Here is a 14,334-nt window from a genome sequence, read left to right as displayed (position 1 = left end):
TCCGCCCCGTCGCTTGACTTTGGTCCCGCGCCATCGAACCCTGGCGCGGTGTCACGGATCGGGGAAGCAGGCATGAAAGGGGTTCGCATCGCGGCGACGGCGTGGGTTGCCATCTGCGGCATCACCCTGGCCGCCGCAGTGCCTGCACTACAGACGATAGCCCGCCCCATGTCGCCGACATTGGTGATCGACAGCGACATCGCCCGCTTCTGGATCGCCTTCGATGCGATCAACGCGACCGACGACCCTGCGGAACGGCTGCGCCTGATCCGCACCCTCTATATCGAACCGGGCACGCCCGGCCTCCACGCCCTGATGGCCGCGCGGCGCTATACCGATCAGCAATATGTCGATGCCATCGCCCGCTGGCCCAAATTCTGGGCCTCGGTCCGCCCGCTGACGGCCCGGTCACAGGCGGCGGTGGCGACGCTGAACGCGGACGTTGCCCGTTTCCGGCGACTTTATCCCGGCCTCCGTCCCGCCTCGATCACCTATGCCATCGGCGTGTTGCGCACCGGCGGCACGACCATGGCCGACAAAGTCCTGATCGGTGCCGAACTCGGCCTGGGGGATGAGACGGTCGACGTGTCCGAGCTTCCCGAGCCGATGCGGTCACGGCTGGCGACCTTCTTCCGGTCCCGCCCCTTCGCCAACAATGCACAGAATAATATCCACGAATATGTCCATACCCAGCAGCAGGAGACGGACGGAACCCTGTTGCAACAGTCGCTGCGCGAGGGCGTGGCGGAACTGGTCGCGGAGTTGATCACCGGCCGCAAGCCCGCTCTACCCGTCTATAACTATGGCCCGACGCACGAAGCGGCAATCAAGGCCCGCTTCGTGACCGAGATGGGCGGCGACGCTTACGGCCACTGGCTATGGAACGGCACCGCCAACCCATTCGGGGTCAGCGATCTGGGCTATTTCGTCGGCTATCGGATCGCCCGGCGCTATTATGACGCGGCCGGGGACAAGCGGGCGGCGATCAGGACGCTGATCGAACTCCCCTATAACGACCCCATCGCCATACGCGACTTCGTCGGGCAAACGGGATATTTCGGTGGCGCTTGATGCAACGCCAACCGGCCTTTCGTTACGGCCGCGCACCTTCTATCATGTGGCGCGGAAGGTAGGAAGGAGGCGGGAAGCGGTGATGATGATGGTCCTGATACTGATGGCCGCCAGCCCTCAGACGTCGGCAGCCGCATCCCCGGATGCCGCGACGATCACTCCGCCCAAACCCTCGACTCGTCAGGACGGCCTGATCGGCGTGTCCGATTACCCGGCCGAGGCCTTGGCCAAACATCAGGAAGGCAGGACCATCCTGACCGTCCATGTCACCGCCAAGGGCAAGGTGGACGGTTGTTCGGTTCTTGCCAGCAGTGGGTCGAAATCATTGGACGATGCGACCTGCCTATTCGTCCGCCATGTTCGCTTCGATCCGGCTCACGATGCCGCTGGCCACGCGGTCGAGGCCGACACGCAGTTTCCGATGAACTGGCGCCTGCCAAGACGATAGTCCGGGTTGGCCCCCTTCACATCTCCCGTGGATCGGGCCCGATCCGCCCGTCCGCATCGTCGAGCGCGTCGATCGCGGCCATATCCTCCTCGTCCAGCACCAGTTCGGTCGCGGCGAAATTGTCCGCCATATGCGCCGCATCCGCCGCCTTGGGGATCACCGACAGGCCATGCGCCAGATGCCAGGCCAGCACCACCTGTGCGGTCGAGCGGCCATGTTTCTGCGCGATAGCCACGATTTCGGGCAGTTTCAGCAGTTCGCCGCCTTGCCCCAATGGGCTCCAGCTCTGCGTCACGATGCCCTTGGCGGCGTGAAAGGCGCGCGCCTCGCGCTGTTGGAAGCGGGGATGGAGCTCGATCTGGTTGACCGCCGGCATGACGCCGGTCGCCTCGATGATGCGGTTGAGATGCTCCGGCAGGAAGTTCGACACGCCGATCGACTTCGCCTTGCCCGCCTCGCGCAGGCGGATCAGGCTTTCCCAGGCTCCGACATAGGCGTCCCTGGCGGGCACCGGCCAGTGGATCAGATAGAGGTCGACCGCCTCGACGCCCAACAACGCCAGGCTCTCGTCCAGCGCCGCCTCGGCATCGTCGTGGCGATCATTCCACAGCTTGGTGGTCAGGAACGCATCGGCACCGCGAAACCCGTCACCCACGCCGCGTTCATTGGCATAGATGGCGGCGGTGTCGACAAGACCGTATCCGGTATCGAGCCCACGCCGCACCACCAGCGCCGCCTGCGAGTCCGGAATCTGATAGGTGCCAAGGCCCAGCTGGGGCATGGCGCGGCCGTCGTTCAGGGTCAGCATCGTCATACCGTCCCAAACCGACCGGTGCCGCGCAGGGTTCCGATTGACCCCTGCCCCCCGATCGCGCAAGTCGCTGGCCCCATGGTCGAGCATATTCTTTCCGCGCTGGCGAGCTTCGCCATCTGGGTCATTTCCACCGGTGGCTATCTGGGCATCATGCTGCTGATGGCGATCGAGAGCGCGTGCATCCCGCTGCCGTCCGAGATCATCATGCCGTTTGCGGGCTATCTGGTCTCGACCGGGCATTTCAACCTCTACCTCGCCGCGACGGCGGGGGCGCTGGGGTGCAATCTGGGCTCGATCGTCGCCTATGAGATCGGCAAGCGCGGCGGACGCCCGGTGGCGGAGCGCTGGGGCAAATATCTGCTGATCGGGCCGGGGGAGCTGGACGCCGCCGACCGGTTCTTCGAACGCTATGGCCCGATCGCGGTGCTGATCGGGCGGCTGCTGCCCGTCATCCGCACCTTCATCGCCTTTCCGGCGGGGGTCGCACGGATGAAGCTCGTCCCCTTCCACCTCTATACCTTTATCGGCAGCTGGCCCTTCTGCCTGGTGCTGGCGATCGTCGGGCGCGAGCTAGGCGAGAAGTGGGATTCCGATCCCCGCGTGAAGGCGTTCTTCCACCGCGCCGACCTGGCGATCGGGGTCGTGCTGATCGTGCTGATCGGCCTCTACGTCTGGCACCGCGTGCGCGGGCTGAAACGCGAGGCGCGCTGAATCAACCACAGGGCGAGCGGGATCGCCACCGTCGCCCACAGATACAGGCCGTTCCACGTCGTCCATCCCCACCAGTCGGAGGGGATGGTGCGCAGATCGCCCCTCGCGAAACGCTGCTGGATCACCGCCTGCCACCAGGCCCAGCGGAAGGTCGGCGGTGCGAAGATTTCGGCCGAGGCGATGGTCAGGTTGATCGCGACCGACCCCGTCAGTACCGCGCCCAACAGGACGCGCTGCCAAAGCGGCCGCGCCATCGCCCAGAGCGGGGCCAACCCCAGCGCGGTCACCCCGGCCAGTGGCATGGCATGGCGCGGCCCGGTCGCATTGCCGCCATCCCAATAGACATAGGCGGCATTGACCAGCAGCGCGACGACCGCGACCCCGCCGGCGGTCAGTGCCAGCCCGCGCGTCGCCCGCTCCTCTGCCAACCGCCACAAGCCGATCGGCCCAAGGATCAGGATCGGTGCGACCCAGACGATCCCCCGCATCGGCCCGATCAGGATTTCGCGCAAGCTCGCGATCCGGGGAAAGGTCAGGCCGAACAGCCCCTGATCCATCCCCTCGAACCCGACGACCCCCGAATAGCCGATGCGGAACGGCGTCCCGAAGGCAAAGAGATTATAGGCGAATAGCGGCATGAGGCCGACCAGCCCGGCCGCAAGAAAAGGCAGCAGCGCCCTGGGTTCGGCGCGATGCCGCCACACCACCCAGAGCCCGATGACCGATCCGGCCAGCACCGCCTGATACTCCACGACCACCGCCCCGCCGAGCGCCAGCCCTGCCACCGCCAGCCACCGGGCTCCGCCACGCGCGACTGCCGCCAGCGCGATGACGAACAAGGCGGCGACACTCGCATGGCCCAGCAGCGTGGTGGAATAGCCCCAGATCGGCGTGCCCAGCGCATAGCCCAGCGCTGCGAACAGCGCCGCCCCCGCGCGGCCGGTCAGCCCGAGCGCCAGATCGAACAACACCACCGCCGCGATCGCGGTCAGCAGCGCCGATCCGGCGGCGGCCGCGACCCGCGTGCGCAGCTTCAGATAATCGACGAAGCCCGGATCGACCGAAGACAGGACATGACGCTCGGCCCGGTCTCCGCTGACGAGATCGGTCAGCGCGACGGCGGGCAGCGCCATCAAGGTCATGCCCGGCGCCTTGTCGAGATAGGCGTGCGTCCCGAACTGCGCCTTGTCGATGGTCAGCGGCGCGAAAGGGTCGATGGTCGCGGTGCCATTCTCGACCATGCGGATCGCGGCGAACAGGCGGGTGGCGTTGTTGGGATTGAACTCCCATGATCCGAACCAGGCACAGGAGAACCAGACCAGGAGGAACAGCCCAATCCGAATGCCGCCCAAGCCCTGCCGCCATGTCATCGGATCACCCCTTGGTTCGTCGCGGTGGCGCTAGCGATCCGGGACGTTAGCGACAAGCGCGACCACCAAATTCCTCCCCTTACAGGGGAGGAATTTTATTAGGCCGTGATCGGCAGCGAGGTGGTCGACTTGATCTCCGACAGGGCCACGGTCGAGTTGATTTCCTGCACCCCCGGCAGGTTGGACAGCCGCTCGAAGAACAACCGCTCATAGGATTCGATATCGGCCGCGACGATGCGCAGCATGAAGTCGACCGAGCCCATCAGGACATGGCATTCCATCACCTCGGGCACCTCGCGGATCGCGGCGGTGAATTCGTCCAGATTGGCGCGGCCATGGGCGTTGAGCTTCACCTGGGCGAAGATCTGCGCCTTCAGCCCCACCTTGGCCCGGTCGACCAGCGCCACCCGGCGCTTGATGATCCCGTCCCGCTCCAGCCGGTCGATCCGCCGCCAGCAGGGCGAGGCCGACAGTCCGACCGCCTCGGCGATAGCGGCGGTGGACAGGCTGGCATCCTCTTGCAGCAAGGCGAGGATACGGCGTTCCCAGATATCGAGTTCATACGACATATTTACCCCGAATGCGTCCTTTAACGGTCAATCTAACCGGATATTCGTAAATCGCCTATCAAATCCGATCAGATTCGCCGCGCATCCTGGGCTATTCCATCGGCAGAAATCGCTTCCAGGGATATGACCGATGCTTCGCCAAGCCCATGACCGCCAAAGCCTGCCGCCCGAAGAGGTGGTGACCTTTCAGGACAAGGATAGCGGGGCGAGCGGCGTCATCGTGCTGCATTCGACCACGCTCGGCCCGGCCGCCGGGGGATGTCGGTTATGGCATTATGCCGATGACCGCGCCGCGACGGTCGATGCGCTGCGGCTGGCCGAGGGCATGGCGCTGAAGAATGCGCTCGCCGATCTGCCCTTTGGCGGCGGCAAGGCGGTGATCCGCCTGCCCCAGGGGTCGTTCGATCGCGCCGCGCTGTTCCGCGCCTTTGGCCGTCAGGTCGCCGAATTGAAGGGCCGCTATGTCACCGCCGAGGATGTGGGGACCAGCGTCGCCGACATGGCGGAGGTTGCCACCCGCACCCGCCATGTCGCGGGGCTGCCCCTATCGGGCCAGAAGCCGGGTGGCGATCCCTCGCCCTGGACGGCACTCGGCGTGCTTCAGGCGATGCGGGTAGCGGTCCGCCATCGGCTGGGTGCGGAGCTTTCCGACGTGACGGTCGCGGTGCAGGGGCTCGGGCATGTCGGCTATGCGCTGTGCGAACTCCTTCATGAACAGGGCGCCAGGCTGATCGTCGCCGAGCCGCGCAGCGAGGTCGCGGCGCGCGCCGCCGACCGGTTCGGCGCGATGGTGATGAGCAGCCGGGCACTGCTGTCGGCCCGCGCCGATGTGCTGGCCCCCTGTGCGCTGGGCGGCGTGCTGGACGACGACATGGTCGCGCAGCTTCGGGCGCCCGTGGTGTGCGGCGCGGCCAACAACCAGTTGGCGAGCGACGCCGTGGCGGTGCGGCTGGCCGAACGTGACGTGCTCTATGCCCCCGATTTCCTGGTCAATGCGGGTGGGATCATCAACGTCGCGGGCGAATATCTCGGCTGGCGCACAGCGGAGGTTCGCCGCCGGGTGCTCAACGTCGGCCAGAAGATGGCGGATGTGCTGGCGCTCGCCGAGCAGAACGGCATCACCCCGGACGAAGCCGCCCGCGCCGTGGCGCTGGAACGGATCGCCCAGGTCCCGCGTGTCCAGGCGGTGGCGGCGTAAGCGTCATCCTCCCCGACATGGGGAGGATCAGGGGTTATGGATTACGCGGTTCCTCGTCGCGGCGGCGCTGGGCATTGGCGGCACGGTTTTCGCGCACGCGCTGCGCGAAGCAGCCGGTCGCGCCCCCTGCCCCCACCGCCGAGCAACTGCCGATGCTGTTGACGCCCGTGCCTTCGTTCAGCGTCCCCGTCGCGCGTGCCGCCCAGCTTTCATTCTCGGGCGTCACCTGAAGCTCGCGCAGTTCCTTGGGCACGCGAAACTGTTCCTCCGCGCCGCGGCGAACGCAGACGACGATCTCGTTGCCCTGATTGTCGGTCGGGCAGCGTTCGTTGCCGAACAGGGTCAGCACGCCATTGACCGGCGCGTTGCGCGACACCTCGCCCGGTGCTTCGACCGGCTTGGGCTTGATCGCGCCGGGGGCGGCGACCTGTTGCGCCATCACCGGGCCCGCAAAAACGAAGGCGGCCAGCGCGGCGGCGGCCCAGGGGCGGTTCATCATCCTCTCTCTCCCGCTCATCCGGGTCAGATCCGCTTGGCCGCGCCGATCGCGACCTTGCAGCCTGCCCGGATCAATCCATAAAGCACCGGATAGGCGATCGCCTCCTCCGCCCCCGCGCCCAGCGCATGGTCGCGATGCTCCAGTTCCTCGGCCTGGAAATCGGCGATCGCCTCCGACAATTCGGGATCGCTGTCGCCCAATTGGTCGAGCTGTTCCTGATAGTGTTTGTCGATCTCGGTCTCGACCGCCGCCGTGCACGCCATCGCCGCCTTGGGGCTGATCGCGGCGGTGATCGCCCCCAGCGCGAAGCCCGCCTTGTCCCAGAAGGGCTGGAACAGGGTCGGGCGCACCCGCCGTTCCGCGATCATCCGGTCGAAAAAGGCGCGGTGGCGTTCTTCCTGTTCGGCCATGTGATGGATCGCGCGCGCGAAAGGATGCCGGTCGCCCAGCACCGCCAACTGCCCGGCATAGATGCGCGTCGCGCCATATTCCCCGGCCTGATCCACCCGGACCATCGCCTTCATCGATTCCCGCCGGTCGCCCGGCATCCAGCGAAGCTGGCTCATCGCGCCTTCCTCATCAACAACAGGATCGCCGCCGCACCACCGAGCGAGAAGATCGCGTTGAACCCGGCGAGCGAAATCCCGCCCAGGGTCCATTGCGCCACGTCGCAACGGATGACCGGCGCCTTCAGAATCGCGTTCAGCCGGTCGGCGGCGGTCCCGCCCGTGAAATCCACCGTCGAGGTGCAGGCGGTGAAGCCCTGCCACCAGCCATATTCGACCCCGGCATGGGCGACACCGATCGCTCCCGACACCGCGATCAACAACGCCGCCAGCACGACAAGCGATCCCCGGATGCTGCGCTGGGGCACGAAGAAGGCGAGAAAGGCGGGCAGCAGCGCGGCATAATGCGGCCAGCGCTGCCAATGGCACATCTCGCACGGATAGAGCCCGCCGATCAGCTGGCTGCCCCAAGCCCCCGCCAGCAGCGCGGCGGGCAGCGCGAAGGCGATGATGTTGGCCAGCCGCTCGCTGCGGGTGCGCGGGGTCGCCATCGTCACTTCACCGGCGGCTTGGTGGCGGCGGCAACCTGCGCAGGCCCGCCCAGCCGCGCGATGGTCTTCAGCGCGTAATAAAGCTGGAAGTCCTCGATCCCCTGCTTCTTCAGCTGCTCGGGCGTCATCGCGAAGCGCGGATCGGTCTTGGTATCCTCTTCCAGGATCGCGTTATCGGCCTTCACCTCGTTGATCAGGTGGCGGCGCAGATCGGCCTCGCGGAAGACGGGGCGCGTCTTGTAGTCGGGATCGGAGATTTCGGGCACCTTGATGTCGGGCTCGATCCCGCCCTCCTGCACCGACCGGCCCGAGGGGGTGTAATAGCGCGCGGTGGTCAGGCGGAGCGCCGTCTCCGGCCCCAGCGGCAACAGCGTCTGGACTGAGCCCTTGCCGAAGCTGCGCTCGCCCATGATGAGCGCGCGGTGGTGATCCTGGAGCGCGCCCGCGACGATCTCCGACGCAGACGCCGTGCCCGAGTTGGTCAGCACGATCACCGGCAGGCCGTGCGCGTCGTCGCCCGGCTTGGCATAATAACGCTCGATATCCGACTTTTCGCGGCCGCGCTGCGACACGATCTCGCCGTGATCGAGGAACGCGTCCGAAACCGCGATCGCCTGGGTCAGCAACCCGCCGCCATTGTCGCGCAGATCGACGACATAGCCCAGCGGCCGGTGGCCCAGCGCCTTGTCGATCGCCATGATCGCCGCGCGCGTGTCGGCGCCGGTATTTTCGGAGAAGGTGTTGATGTTGATATAGCCGACATCGCCGCGCACCTCCCACTTCACCGGGCGCTGGACGATGACCTCGCGGGTCAGGGTCAGCTCAATCGGTTTGTCGCGACCGGGGCGGACGATGGTCAAGCGGATCTTGGTGCCGGGTTTGCCGCGCATCTGGCCGATCGCCTCGTCCAGCGACTGGCCATAGATCAGCTTGCCGTCGATATGGGTGATGTAATCGCCCGACTTCACGCCCGCGCGGCCCGCCGGGGTATCCTCCTGCGGCGCGATGACCTTGATCGCGCCGTCCTCCATCGAGACGGTCAGGCCCAGGCCGCCATAATTGCCCTCGGTCTGGATTTTGAGGTTATCGAAGTCGAGCGCATCGACATAGCTGCTATGCGGGTCGAGCGCCGCCAGCATCCCCTGGATCGCGCCCTTGATCAGCGTCTGGTCATCGACCTTGTCGACATAATCGGCCTTGATCCGGTTATAGACGTCGAGGAACCGATCGAACTGGCGAACGGTCGAACTGTCCACCGCCGCCATCGCGGAGGTCGTGATCGGCACCATGGCCAGCGCGCCGACAAGGGCAGTAGCAGTCAGAAGCGGACGCTTCGCAAACGAACGGGGCATCGAGGGTCCTGGACCAGATAAGCGATCCGCCTGTGTAGCGGGAAGCCGGACGCAATCAAAGCGCAACCGTGCTGAACGGAGGCTGAGCGGGGGGCAGGGTGGCGGAAATCAGGAACGGCCACGGCTTACGATGCACCATGTCCGAAAATGATCGAGAAAAGAGAATCTGCGCCTTCAGATCCGACCGCTGATAGGGTCGCTTTAACCATAACGACCCTATTCATGCTGGCAAACATGAACAGGGGTATGGGATGCAGATTTCAGGGGTTGGTGCCGGCGTGTCGCCGTACATGTTTCAGCAGAGACGCGGCGTTGCACAGACTCAACCATTCGCGAATCTGATTGCCGCACCTGCCGCGAGCGAGATCGTCAAGACGGATACCGTCACTCCTTCGGGAAGCAGCGGGATCAGCTACGCCGCGATCGAGACGAATTTCGATGCCTGGTCGCGTCAACGTCGTGCCGATGGTGCTAGCGACGATTATATGAACCGGGTCGATGCAGCCAGGACAACCTATCTCGACATTGTCCGCAAGGCCGAAAGCAGCGGCGGCTTCGCCGATCCGATCGCCTTTGTGCGCTCGCTTGACGCGAACCAGCTTCAGGTATTGCAGACGACCAACTCGCTTGCCGATCCGATCGATATGGCGTCGCTGACCAGGGAGGGTGCGCTCAACCTTCTTCTGCCCCGAACGATGGCGCAGGATGTCGATGGCGACGGGATTACGATGGTCGGTAAGGCAAACACGTTGGTCTTCCCGCCCAGCAGCGCACCTCAGGCAGTGAAGGACGCTTGGACCAAGACGACCGAAGGCATGGCCCCTGTAATGAGGATGCACCTCCAGATGTCGATGCATCTGGCAGACAATGCGAAGCGCGCCGAGGGAGGCGTATCTTCAACCGACTATAACGCGCTCGTTAATCGTGCCATCGGCGGTGCGGAGTTAAGCCGTCGCTTCCTGCGTGCGGATCAACTGGCGTTCGCCGACAAGGTTTTGGACGGGCTTAGGCTGCTGCGGTCCAACCTTTCAACGAACGTCACCTAACTCGATCTTGTCGAGTTATGAACGGCACTCGACACAACCGGTGCCTTCTCGATTGGAAACCATTGATGGGAACCGGGCCGTTCTGATCGGTCTGACGGCCGCTAGACCGTTCACCTTGCCCAAAACATGTCCCGATTGACACGTCCCGAAATTGCCGCTTGCCGGCGGAGAAACGGGGAAAATCGCGCCATGTAAGCGATCGCATTCCATCGCTCATGAAGCTCGCCGTATTGGGAACGGTCGAAGCGCAGCTACCCTGCCCTCACCCCAAGATCGCGGCAATATCCATCGGTCGCCCGTCGCGCCGCAATTCCACCGTCACGCGCGGCTCGACGCCATTCTGCCCCCGCCCCGCCCCGCCGAGCACCGCCCCCGCCGCGACGTGCTGGCCGGGTTTCACCGCGATGCCGCCCAGCCCGGTGACCAGGCTGGTCCAGCCTGCGCCGTGATTGACGATGACGATCCCGCCATAGCCGCGAAACGCGCCCGCATAGCGCACTTCGCCCCCGGCGGGCGCGACGACGGGCGCATAAGGGACGGTCGACAGGGTGATGCCGCGCGCCCGCACGCCGGAGTCCGAAATCTCGCCAAAGCCACTCGCGACCCGCCCGCGCACGGGCAGGCGATAGGTGCCCGGCGCGATCACCGGCCCCATGACGCCGGGGCCGAGCGGACGCGAGACGGGGCCGGGCAGCGCGATCAGGTCCCCCGCCGTGGCCCGCGCTTCGCCACGTTCGGCCATGCGGTCAACGATGTCGCGCGCCGCCTCGCCCAGCGCCAGCGCGCGGTTGGATTCGTCGATCGCCACCTGGCCCAGCGCGTCGGCACGGCCGCGATGGCCGGCTTCCAGCTTCGCCAGTGCCTGGCGTTCGGCTTCCAATTTGGCGGTGGTCTCGGTGAGCGTGCGGGTGGCCAGCGTCATCTGCGCCTGCGCCCGCCGCGTCGCGGCCAGTTCGGCCCGTGCCGCCGCCGATCGCTCGGCGATAACGGGGGCGACCGTGCCGAAGACCGCCCGGACATGGGCGAGGTCGGCGATCGAGCCCGGCTGCGCCACCGCGGCGATCGGGGGGCGCGCCGCCATGCTCTGCATCGCCGCCAGCAAATGGGCGAGCGGCGCCTGCGCCTTGGCCAGCCGGGCCTGTTGCCGCGCCAGCAGCCCGGCGACCAGATCGACCCGTGCGCGCGCCGCCGTCACCTCCGCCTCGGCCGCCGCGACGCGAGCCGCCATGGCGCGCTCTTTGGCCTGGGCCGCGGCGGCGGCATCGCGCTCGGCACCCGCCTGTTTCTCCAGCAGTTGCGCGCGGGCCTGGGCGGCGGCGGCTCCGGCCCGCGCATCGGTCAGGCGCCGCTGGTCGGCGGCGATGTCGGTCGCGCCGAGCAGGGCCAGGCCCGCCAGCGCCACCGCCCAACGCCGCACCGCCCAATGCCCTGCGGCCACGCGCCTATCCCTCGCGGTGATAGGGGTGGTTGGCCAGGATGCTGGTCGCCCGGAACAGCTGTTCGGCCAGCATCGCGCGCGCCATCATGTGCGGCCAGGTCGCCCGGCCATAGGAGATGAGCAGGTCGGCCCGCGCCCGCTCGGCATCCTCGAACCCGTCCGCGGCGCCGATCATGAAGCGGCACTCGCGCACGCCATCGTCGCGCCAGCGCTCCAGCCGACGCGCGAAATCCATCGAAGGCAGATTCTCGCCCTTCTCGTCCATCAGAACGAGGCGCGTCTGCCCCTCCAGCGGCGGGAGTTTGCCGCCGGTGTCGGGCAGTTCGGTGATCTTGGTCGGCCAGCCGATCCGCTTGATATAGCGGTCGACCAGCTCGGCCTCCGGCGAACGGCCGATCCGCCCGCGCGCGACGATATGCAGCAGCACGGGCGGGCTCTAAAGCGTCAGAGTTGGCGGTCGGCGGGACTTGCAGGCGGAGTCGGCGCATCGCCGAATGCCCACATGCGCTCCAGATTGTAGAAGCTGCGGACCTCGGGACGGAACAGGTGAACGATGACGTCATTGGCGTCGATCAGCACCCAGTCGGCGGTCGGCAGCCCTTCGATCCGGACCGAACGGCCGAACTCGGCCTTGATCTTCTCGGCGAGCTTCATCGCCATCGACGCGACCTGCCGGGTCGAACGACCACTGGCGATCACCATGAAATCTGCGATCGACGACTTGCCCGCCAGCGGGATCGAAATCGTCTCCACCGCCTGGTCGTCATCCAGCGACGCGAGGATCAGGCGATGCAGCGCCTCCACCTCGGCAGGATCGGACGGACGCGGCGATTGGGGGGAAGTGGCCAAGTGAGCTCCTGTTCAGGGGACGTTCCGGCCCATATGCCGAAACCAGTCCGGATCGCGGGCCCGAAGGCCCGTGGCGGAAGTCGGGTCGGGGCGGAAGCGCAACAGCACGAAGGCCGGCAAACTCCACATCGTCCAGGTCTTCGCCTGGTCCGGACGCCTCTGGAAACGCCTGAACCAGCCCAGCGCGGGTGTCGCGTGAGCGACGGCATTGTACCCCGGACGGTCGATAACCGCAATCGGGATCGCGCGGGCAATCGATCGCCATCCGCGCCAGCGGTGAAATTGCTGCAAATTATCCTCGCCCATCAACCAGATGAAGCGGTGGCCGGGGTAGCGCCGGGTGATCGCCCGGACGGTGTCGAGCGTATAGCGGGTGTGCAGCTCCTGCTCGATCGCGCTCGCCCGGATCGGCGCGCGGCGGGCCATGCGCTCGGCCGAAGCCAGCCGCGCGGCAAAGGGCGCCATGTCGCTGGCGCCGTCCTTCAACGGATTGCCGGGCGACACCAGCCACCAGACTTCGTCCAGATCCAGCGCCCGCATCGCGTCGAGCGTGATGCGGCGATGCCCGCGATGCGCCGGGTTGAACGACCCGCCGAGCAGACCGATCTTCATCCCTGATTTTCGGCGCGAATTTGCCCGGTCCCGCGCCCGATCCATTTATAGGTGGTCAGCCCTTCCAGCGCGACCGGCCCGCGTGCATGCAGCCGCCCGGTGGCGATGCCGATTTCCGCGCCCAGGCCGAACTCGCCGCCGTCCGCGAACTGGGTCGAGGCGTTCCACAGGACGATGGCGCTGTCGACCTGGGCCAGGAAGCGCTCCGCGACCGCTTCGTCGCGTGCCACGATCGCATCGGTATGGTGGGAGCCATGCGCCGCGATATGCGCCATCGCCCCCTCGACCCCGTCGACCAGCGCGACGCTGGCGATCGCATCGAGATATTCGGTGTCCCAATCCTCCGCCGTCGCAGCCTCCAGCCCCGGCACGATCTGCCGCACCGCATCGTCACCGCGCACCGTGCAGCCCGCCGCGACCAGCGCGGCGATCAGTTCGGCGGCATGGCAATAGGCGCGGTCGATCAACAGCGTCTCCATCGCGCCGCAAATGCCGGTGCGGCGCATCTTGGCATCGCGCACGATCCGGGTCGCCATGGCGTGATCCGCCGAGCCGTCGACATAGACGTGATTGATCCCGTCGAGATGCGCGAGCACGGGCACCTTCGCCTCGGCCTGGACCCGCGCGACCAGGCTCTTGCCGCCGCGTGGGATCAGCAGGTCGATCAGCCCATTGGCGGCCAGCATCGCGCCCACCGCCGCCCGGTCGGTGGTCGGCACCAGCTGCACCGCATCCGCAGGACCGCCCGCCGCCGTCCAGCCCTGAACGAAGGCGGCGTGCAGCGCACGGTTGCTGTGCACCGCCTCCGAACCGCCGCGCAGGATCGCGGCATTGCCCGCCATGGCGCAGAGCGCGGCGGCGTCGACCGTGACGTTGGGACGGCTTTCATAGACGATGCCGATCACCCCCACCGGCACGCGGATGCGCGACAGGTTCAGGCCGTTGGGCCGGGTGCGCTCGTCGATTCGCTCGCCCACCGGATCGGGAAGGCTCGCCACCGCCTCGACGCCGGAGACGATGCCGTCGATCCGCGCCTCGTCCAGCTTCAGCCGGTCGAGCATCGCCAGGGACAAGCCATTTGCCGCGCCCGCCGCGACATCCTGCGCATTGGCCGCCAGAATGGCCGGGGTCACCTGACGGATCGCCTCGGCGGCGGCGCGTAGGGCTTTGGCCTTGGCCTCGGTCGGCATCTGCGCCAGCGTGACGGCGGCGCTGCGGGCGCGCTGCCCCATGTCGGCGATCAGGGCGGGAATGTCGTGATGGTCGGCCATGGCGGGGGCGGTATCATGGTCGGGCGTGA

17 protein-coding genes are annotated in these 14,334 nt (G+C 66.9%); 5 read left to right on the top strand and 12 right to left on the bottom strand.

Annotated elements, in window-relative coordinates:
- The first annotated feature begins 72 nt into the window (after positions 1–72).
- Both U1H82_RS15340 and U1H82_RS15335 read left to right on the top strand, forming a co-directional pair.
- Positions 73–1,071, top strand: coding sequence for a DUF2268 domain-containing putative Zn-dependent protease (locus tag U1H82_RS15340; RefSeq protein ID WP_322965801.1), 999 nt, complete (start codon positions 73–75; stop codon positions 1,069–1,071).
- A gap of 82 nt (positions 1,072–1,153) precedes the next feature.
- Positions 1,154–1,519, top strand: a complete 366-nt coding sequence (locus U1H82_RS15335) for an energy transducer TonB (protein WP_322965800.1) — start codon at positions 1,154–1,156, stop codon at positions 1,517–1,519.
- 16 nt (positions 1,520–1,535) lie between these two features.
- Here U1H82_RS15335 and U1H82_RS15330 read toward each other — a convergent pair whose 3' ends face one another.
- Positions 1,536–2,333 carry an aldo/keto reductase gene (locus tag U1H82_RS15330; protein WP_322965799.1) on the bottom strand — a complete coding sequence of 266 codons (798 nt, stop codon included), beginning with the start codon at positions 2,331–2,333 and terminating at the stop codon, positions 1,536–1,538.
- 75 nt (positions 2,334–2,408) lie between these two features.
- Between U1H82_RS15330 and U1H82_RS15325 the strand changes: the two genes are divergently transcribed.
- Positions 2,409–3,044: a DedA family protein gene (locus tag U1H82_RS15325; protein ID WP_322965798.1), complete on the top strand. Its 636-nt coding sequence runs from the start codon at positions 2,409–2,411 to the stop codon at positions 3,042–3,044.
- Here U1H82_RS15325 and U1H82_RS15320 read toward each other — a convergent pair.
- Together U1H82_RS15320 and U1H82_RS15315 are read right to left on the bottom strand one after the other, a co-directional pair.
- Positions 2,999–4,414, bottom strand: a complete 1,416-nt coding sequence (locus U1H82_RS15320) for a hypothetical protein (RefSeq protein WP_322965797.1) — start codon at positions 4,412–4,414, stop codon at positions 2,999–3,001. The two genes, U1H82_RS15325 and U1H82_RS15320, sit on opposite strands and share 46 nt — an antisense overlap.
- Positions 4,415–4,512: 98 nt before the next feature.
- Entirely contained in the window at positions 4,513–4,983 is a 471-nt protein-coding gene (locus U1H82_RS15315; protein ID WP_322965796.1) for an Lrp/AsnC family transcriptional regulator, read from the bottom strand.
- A gap of 130 nt (positions 4,984–5,113) precedes the next feature.
- On the opposite strand from U1H82_RS15315, the gene U1H82_RS15310 reads away from it, so the two are divergent.
- On the top strand, positions 5,114–6,181 hold the full coding sequence (locus U1H82_RS15310) for a Glu/Leu/Phe/Val family dehydrogenase (RefSeq protein WP_322965795.1): 1,068 nt from the start codon (positions 5,114–5,116) through the stop codon (positions 6,179–6,181).
- A gap of 34 nt (positions 6,182–6,215) precedes the next feature.
- Here the strand turns inward: U1H82_RS15310 and U1H82_RS15305 are convergent, their stop codons facing one another.
- From U1H82_RS15305 to U1H82_RS15290, 4 genes are read right to left on the bottom strand one after another with little or no spacing between them, the layout of a single operon-like run.
- Positions 6,216–6,677 carry a hypothetical protein gene (locus U1H82_RS15305; protein ID WP_375339542.1) on the bottom strand — a complete coding sequence of 154 codons (462 nt, stop codon included), beginning with the start codon at positions 6,675–6,677 and terminating at the stop codon, positions 6,216–6,218.
- A 26-nt stretch (positions 6,678–6,703) separates the two neighbouring features.
- Positions 6,704–7,246, bottom strand: a complete 543-nt coding sequence (locus tag U1H82_RS15300; protein WP_322965793.1) for a demethoxyubiquinone hydroxylase family protein — start codon at positions 7,244–7,246, stop codon at positions 6,704–6,706.
- The gene (locus tag U1H82_RS15295; RefSeq protein ID WP_322965792.1) at positions 7,243–7,737 is read right to left on the bottom strand and encodes a disulfide bond formation protein B; all 495 of its coding nucleotides are present in this window, start codon (positions 7,735–7,737) and stop codon (positions 7,243–7,245) included. The genes U1H82_RS15300 and U1H82_RS15295 overlap by 4 nt, the downstream gene beginning before the upstream one ends.
- Before the next feature lie 2 nt (positions 7,738–7,739).
- Positions 7,740–9,089 (bottom strand): S41 family peptidase, encoded by a 1,350-nt coding sequence (locus tag U1H82_RS15290; RefSeq protein WP_322965791.1) that lies wholly within the window; start codon positions 9,087–9,089, stop codon positions 7,740–7,742.
- Between the two features lie 251 nt (positions 9,090–9,340).
- On the opposite strand from U1H82_RS15290, the gene U1H82_RS15285 reads away from it, so the two are divergent.
- Positions 9,341–10,135, top strand: a complete 795-nt coding sequence (locus U1H82_RS15285; RefSeq protein WP_322965790.1) for a hypothetical protein — start codon at positions 9,341–9,343, stop codon at positions 10,133–10,135.
- A 262-nt stretch (positions 10,136–10,397) separates the two neighbouring features.
- Here U1H82_RS15285 and U1H82_RS15280 read toward each other — a convergent pair whose 3' ends face one another.
- Genes U1H82_RS15280 through U1H82_RS15260 form a run of 5 tightly spaced genes read right to left on the bottom strand, consistent with a single transcriptional unit; the run spans position 10,398 to position 14,305 of the window.
- Entirely contained in the window at positions 10,398–11,573 is a 1,176-nt protein-coding gene (locus U1H82_RS15280; RefSeq protein ID WP_322965789.1) for a murein hydrolase activator EnvC family protein, read from the bottom strand.
- A 4-nt stretch (positions 11,574–11,577) separates the two neighbouring features.
- Positions 11,578–12,000, bottom strand: a complete 423-nt coding sequence (locus tag U1H82_RS15275; RefSeq protein ID WP_322965788.1) for a 23S rRNA (pseudouridine(1915)-N(3))-methyltransferase RlmH — start codon at positions 11,998–12,000, stop codon at positions 11,578–11,580.
- A gap of 17 nt (positions 12,001–12,017) precedes the next feature.
- Positions 12,018–12,422: a ribosome silencing factor gene (gene rsfS, locus U1H82_RS15270; protein WP_267434198.1), complete on the bottom strand. Its 405-nt coding sequence runs from the start codon at positions 12,420–12,422 to the stop codon at positions 12,018–12,020.
- A 12-nt stretch (positions 12,423–12,434) separates the two neighbouring features.
- On the bottom strand, positions 12,435–13,034 hold the full coding sequence (locus U1H82_RS15265; RefSeq protein ID WP_322965787.1) for a nicotinate-nucleotide adenylyltransferase: 600 nt from the start codon (positions 13,032–13,034) through the stop codon (positions 12,435–12,437).
- Positions 13,031–14,305 (bottom strand): glutamate-5-semialdehyde dehydrogenase, encoded by a 1,275-nt coding sequence (locus tag U1H82_RS15260; RefSeq protein WP_322965786.1) that lies wholly within the window; start codon positions 14,303–14,305, stop codon positions 13,031–13,033. Before U1H82_RS15260 ends, U1H82_RS15265 begins: the two co-directional genes overlap by 4 nt.
- Positions 14,306–14,334 lie beyond the last annotated feature (29 nt).

Source organism: Sphingomonas fuzhouensis (assembly GCF_034659795.1).
Classification (GTDB): domain Bacteria; phylum Pseudomonadota; class Alphaproteobacteria; order Sphingomonadales; family Sphingomonadaceae; genus Sphingomonas; species Sphingomonas fuzhouensis.
The sequence above is the reverse complement of the archived record's forward strand: the minus strand, read 5'-3'. Positions and strand labels throughout refer to the sequence as shown.